The sequence below is a fragment of the Microbacterium sp. NPDC055455 genome (assembly GCF_053619935.1).
On the sequence record NZ_JBSHLB010000015.1, the window covers coordinates 1 to 4,221 of the forward strand.

The window sequence follows — 4,221 nt, forward strand, 5'->3', positions numbered from 1 at the left end:
GCCGGTCGCGGGATGGTGGCCTGGCTCGGCTCCCCGCCCACCCCTCTTGTCCATGCCAAAAAGACCCGACCCCCTGACGGGGCCGGGCCTTTTCAGACCTCCGCGTTTGCGGAGAGGGATTACTGCGAGCAATAAACCAGGGGAACCGGGTTCAGGCTCATCCCCGCTGTCGCGGGGAATGGCTCCTAAGGAACCTAGAGACAGGATACCTGCTGAACATCCATCGCGCCAGGGACAATCGCCGTAGGCGACTACCCCCGCTCGGCAGCGTCGATCCGCGCAGGAGCAGCAAGGGCGAAACCAGCGGTACAGACGATACCGGCGAAGGTAACCAACGTGGTGAAGTCACCAGAGAAAAGGCCGGCCATGACAACCCAAGCGATTCCAGCCACTGACGCGAGCGCGACAATCGCAATCGTGTACAGCGATTCGTTCGATGTGCCGGCGATCGGAATGTAGATCAACCCCACCGCAATGCCGATCAATGCGGACATGGCAGCCCAGACGAGCGCGGTTTCCGTGCCTGCTGGCGGAGTTGCCATGATCTGCGAAACGATGAGGTCAACTGCCCACACAACACAGAACGTTACGACAGCGCCAAGGAGCGCGAGTATCGTCAGATTGATGGCCAGGGGCTTGGCCTCGTAGCGGTCAGCTATAAGCGCTGGGCGGGTACTTTCGACGTAACCGCTGTCTCGATATTCGGTGTGCTGCTGCATTGCGTTTTTCCTTCTGGTCGTGGGAGACATGTACCATAGTTGACTATGGCGCAGATTGTGAAAACTCTGATGATTGACGATTTGGACGGAACGGTTCTGGACGACACGGGAGAAACCGTGCGCTTTGGCCTGGACGGCAAGAACTACGTAACAGAACTTAGTGCAGAAAACGCGGAACAGCTGCGCGCTGCCCTTGCTCCGTTCATCCGTGGTGCTCGCCGGGACAAAAGCTCGCGGGGGCCGCGCCGAAAGACGACGACGCGCCGCGAGAAGCTCGACGCTATGCGCGCGTGGGCGACGGAGCGGGGCCTGCCCGCTCCGACGCGAGGACGCTTCCCCGCCGAGCTAGAGCGGCAGTTCGATGCTGAGCAGGCCGCGTAATCTCGCCCGGTCACGTCTCGGCTCCAAGAATGCGGTAGATGCGGGCCTTGGTGATCCTCGACGCTTTGACCAGATCGACCATTCGGGCACCGTCCATCCGGTGCCTGCGAAGTAGGAAGTCTCGCTCCTGTTCCAGCTCGCTACGGCGGCGATCCAGCTCCTCGATCTCGCTGGCGATTTTTTCCACGTCCGGGTAGTCCATCGTTTCATTCCGTTTCAGGTTGGGCGGGAATTCCCCGCAGTCGTTCGTTCACTTGTCGCAGACGATTCCATGCCGTCCGCTGTCTAGATCCTTCCTCAACCAGCTTGTCGAACAGATCACTTTCCGGCGCTGCATCCGCCACCATTGCGAGACGCTCGGTCATGGCTCGAAACTGGCGGCGGTACGACTGCGAGATGATTTGAGCAGCGTAGTCGGCAGCAAAGAGCGGATCGGCCCCGAGAGTGACCAAGCCGCGCAGCGCGTCGCGCAACGCATCTCCGGCAACCCCTAGCTCGTCTCCTGCCCTCTCCACGGCGCTATGCAGCGATGCCGGGTCATACGGCCGGCCTTCGGCGTGGGCGTCGCGGATTTGCTCAAACAGGGCACGCTCCACGGGTTTGGCGAAGTCAGAGGGGGCGAGGAGGGTCATTATCTGATCGACAACGGCGCTACGCCGATTCCACATCAGGGCACACAAGAGCATCGGCTCGGGCGCGACCTCTCCTAAGTAGTCAGGAACCGAGTCCTGCATCAACGAGGTAATGTCGTCCATGATCCCTTCGTCACCCTTCAATTCTCAATAGCGTCGGAACTACATGCGCGTGATTGGGGAATGCGCGCCCCTCCCCTGCCGGATTAGCCGAAAAGCACCTTGCCGAAGATGCCGAGCTGGACGATCTGGTCAGCGATTCCCGCGTCAATGTCGCCCGCGTCGAACTCGCCGTTCCGCACTCCACGGACGGCGCGCTCGCCGTACTCCGTCCACATGTCGGGCGACTTCGCGTACAGGTTCCAGCCGCGCCGCACGGTCTTGTCGGTGATCTTGACAGCCAGTGCCGTGTCGCCGTTGCGGTAGACGACCCTGCCGGGCTTCTGCTGCGGGTGAAGGTCACCCTTGTCGAAAGCCCCGTCGTCCTCGATCGGGATCACGACCGCCGACGGCATCTCCTCACGAGTGAAGGAGTCGTCGTTTCGGCCGTTCTTGTATCGCACGACCTCCCCCCAGTAGTTGATTCCCCCGGCGACGGCAGTGTCGAGAATGTCGGCGTAGAATTCCTCGCGCTCGGTGTAGGTCTTGGCGATGTTGATGGTCATGGTGCTCCCTTTCGGGTTGTAGGTGCCGGGGCGGTTCCTTTTCCGTTCCCCGTTAATTAAGAGTATACCGGGTATACGGTTGGGGGTCAACCCATATCGGGAAATTGGTCAATCTTTTTCTGTGTGATCCCGGTCACATTCCGGGGTTTTCGTGCGGGCGGTGATGGGACATGCGCAGCATCCCTGCTTCGTTGCCGTGGCCGGGTACGCGCTCGGGCCGGTCGCGGGATGGTGGCCTGGCTCGGCTCCCCGCCCACCCCTCTTGTCCATGCCAAAAAGACCCGACCCCTGACGGGGCCGGGCCTTCGACGCACTCGAACTACTGGATGATGTTCAAGTCTCCCTCGCAGCATTCGATTCGTGCCCCATATGGGTCTGTGGCTTTCCACCAGTAGTCCCCCTCCACGAATCGAATCTCCCACCCTGCATCCGATAGGCATTCAGACAGTGAAACGTCTCCGTGCTCGATCGGCGCGAAGGCGCGGCACGATTCTCCGATCCAGTAGTGCGAATAGGAACGCGCCATGTCGATGATCGCCATGACCGTCCGCGCTTCCTGGGCGCGGGCATAAAACTCGGCGGCGGCGGAGGCGTAAGAATGCTTTCCGGGTGCGGCATTCATGGTGCTCCCTTTCGGGTTGAAGGTGTGTGATTGTGCGCGTGATTGGGGAATGCGCGCCCCTCCCCTTGCGTCCGGCTAGTCGAACATCACGCGACGAAATGCCCCGAGCTGCACGGCGCGGTCAGCCATGATCGCGTCAATGTCCTCGTTTCGGAAGCGGCGCGTTCGGCGCAGTTCAACCATTCGTCGGCCGGCATCGTGCCACACGCTCGGGTTGCGGGTGTAACGTCGCCAGCCACGCCGAATGGTGTCCTCCGTGACGAGGATGAAGAACCTGTCCGGCTGCCCTTCCTTGGAGACGGAACGCCACGCCTGACTGGGATGAAGATCCGACTCGTTGAATGAGTCCGACTTGATCTCGACCGAGAAGGGGAAGAAGATGCGCGGGCGAATCCGGTATCGACTGTTTCGCTTCTCCCACCCGCTGACCACTCCCCAGGACTCCAGCGCCCCTTGTGCGGCCGTTTCATGCAGGGTGGAATAGAACGCTTCGTTCTTAGCTGCTCGGCGGGCCGACCGGTCATAGTCGTCGAAGTACATGGCGATTCCCTTTCGGGTTGTGGGTGTGCGGTTGTGCGCGTGATTGGGGAATGCGCGCCCCTCCCCCGCCCAGATTAGGCGATGAAGAGTGGCGTATCGCCGTCGTCCGGATGCTGGCCGTCCGGGTAGTAGGCGATGCGTCCGTCGTCCTGCTTGACCTGGGTCACCTCGGAGTCGTTGAACGCCCAGTCCTTGATGAACTCATGGGCCGTGTCGCTGTTCCCGGTGTCGATGAGGTGCCGGACAAAGACGGCGGCTTCCCCGGCATTGAGGACTCGCGCAATGGCGTCGCGAGTATCGCATTCAGCCAGCAGCTGGTTGATCGTCGGGGGCTTGTGGTCGAAGGTAATCATGATTCCCTTTCGGGTTGAAGGTGCCGGGGCCGTTCCTTTTCCGTTCCCCGTTAATTAAGAGTATACCGGGTATACGGTTGAGGGTCAACCCATATCGGGAAATTGGTCAATCTTTTTCCGTGTGATCCCGGTCACATTCCGGGGTTTTTGTGCGGGCGGTGATGGGACATGCGCAGCATCCCTGCTTCGTTGCCGTGGCCGGGTACGCGCTCGGGCCGGTCGCGGGATGGTGGCCTGGCTCGGCTCCCCGCCCACCCCTCTTGTCCATGCCAAAAAGACCCGACCCCCTGACGGGGCCGGGCCTTTTCA

At 61.2% G+C, this 4,221-nt stretch carries 8 protein-coding genes; 1 reads left to right on the forward strand and 7 read right to left on the reverse strand.

Annotation, left to right across the window (positions count from 1 at the left end; translation table 11 throughout):
- Window positions 1-251: 251 nt before the first annotated feature.
- Window positions 252-719, reverse strand: a complete 468-nt coding sequence (locus tag ACWGUG_RS18485) for a hypothetical protein (RefSeq protein WP_452325513.1) — start codon at window positions 717-719, stop codon at window positions 252-254.
- Window positions 720-764: 45 nt separating this feature from the next.
- On the opposite strand from ACWGUG_RS18485, the gene ACWGUG_RS18490 reads away from it, so the two are divergent.
- The gene (locus tag ACWGUG_RS18490) at window positions 765-1,100 is read left to right on the forward strand and encodes a histone-like nucleoid-structuring protein Lsr2 (protein WP_452325514.1); all 336 of its coding nucleotides are present in this window, start codon (window positions 765-767) and stop codon (window positions 1,098-1,100) included.
- A gap of 10 nt (window positions 1,101-1,110) precedes the next feature.
- Here ACWGUG_RS18490 and ACWGUG_RS18495 read toward each other — a convergent pair whose 3' ends face one another.
- From ACWGUG_RS18495 to ACWGUG_RS18520, 6 genes are all read right to left on the reverse strand, one after another.
- Complete coding sequence (locus tag ACWGUG_RS18495) at window positions 1,111-1,302, reverse strand: hypothetical protein (protein ID WP_452325515.1); 192 nt, start codon at window positions 1,300-1,302, stop codon at window positions 1,111-1,113.
- A gap of 4 nt (window positions 1,303-1,306) precedes the next feature.
- Window positions 1,307-1,855 (reverse strand): DnaB-like helicase N-terminal domain-containing protein, encoded by a 549-nt coding sequence (locus tag ACWGUG_RS18500; protein WP_452325516.1) that lies wholly within the window; start codon window positions 1,853-1,855, stop codon window positions 1,307-1,309.
- Window positions 1,856-1,938: 83 nt separating this feature from the next.
- Window positions 1,939-2,397: a hypothetical protein gene (locus ACWGUG_RS18505; protein ID WP_452325517.1), complete on the reverse strand. Its 459-nt coding sequence runs from the start codon at window positions 2,395-2,397 to the stop codon at window positions 1,939-1,941.
- Between the two features lie 319 nt (window positions 2,398-2,716).
- The gene (locus ACWGUG_RS18510; protein WP_452325518.1) at window positions 2,717-3,019 is read right to left on the reverse strand and encodes a hypothetical protein; all 303 of its coding nucleotides are present in this window, start codon (window positions 3,017-3,019) and stop codon (window positions 2,717-2,719) included.
- 75 nt (window positions 3,020-3,094) lie between these two features.
- Window positions 3,095-3,559, reverse strand: a complete 465-nt coding sequence (locus ACWGUG_RS18515; RefSeq protein ID WP_452325519.1) for a hypothetical protein — start codon at window positions 3,557-3,559, stop codon at window positions 3,095-3,097.
- A gap of 74 nt (window positions 3,560-3,633) precedes the next feature.
- Complete coding sequence (locus ACWGUG_RS18520) at window positions 3,634-3,912, reverse strand: hypothetical protein (RefSeq protein ID WP_452325520.1); 279 nt, start codon at window positions 3,910-3,912, stop codon at window positions 3,634-3,636.
- Window positions 3,913-4,221: the final 309 nt, after the last annotated feature.

What these genes read in the sequence shown, in the direction of transcription:
- ACWGUG_RS18490 (WP_452325514.1), top strand. Translation starts at nt 765, where the DNA reads ATGGCGCAGATTGTGAAAACTCTGATGATTGACGATTTGGACGGAACG.
- ACWGUG_RS18510 (WP_452325518.1), bottom strand. Translation starts at nt 3,019, where the DNA reads ATGAATGCCGCACCCGGAAAGCATTCTTACGCCTCCGCCGCCGCCGAG.
- ACWGUG_RS18515 (WP_452325519.1), bottom strand. Translation starts at nt 3,559, where the DNA reads ATGTACTTCGACGACTATGACCGGTCGGCCCGCCGAGCAGCTAAGAAC.
- ACWGUG_RS18505 (WP_452325517.1), bottom strand. Translation starts at nt 2,397, where the DNA reads ATGACCATCAACATCGCCAAGACCTACACCGAGCGCGAGGAATTCTAC.
- ACWGUG_RS18495 (WP_452325515.1), bottom strand. Translation starts at nt 1,302, where the DNA reads ATGGACTACCCGGACGTGGAAAAAATCGCCAGCGAGATCGAGGAGCTG.
- ACWGUG_RS18485 (WP_452325513.1), bottom strand. Translation starts at nt 719, where the DNA reads ATGCAGCAGCACACCGAATATCGAGACAGCGGTTACGTCGAAAGTACC.
- ACWGUG_RS18520 (WP_452325520.1), bottom strand. Translation starts at nt 3,912, where the DNA reads ATGATTACCTTCGACCACAAGCCCCCGACGATCAACCAGCTGCTGGCT.
- ACWGUG_RS18500 (WP_452325516.1), bottom strand. Translation starts at nt 1,855, where the DNA reads ATGGACGACATTACCTCGTTGATGCAGGACTCGGTTCCTGACTACTTA.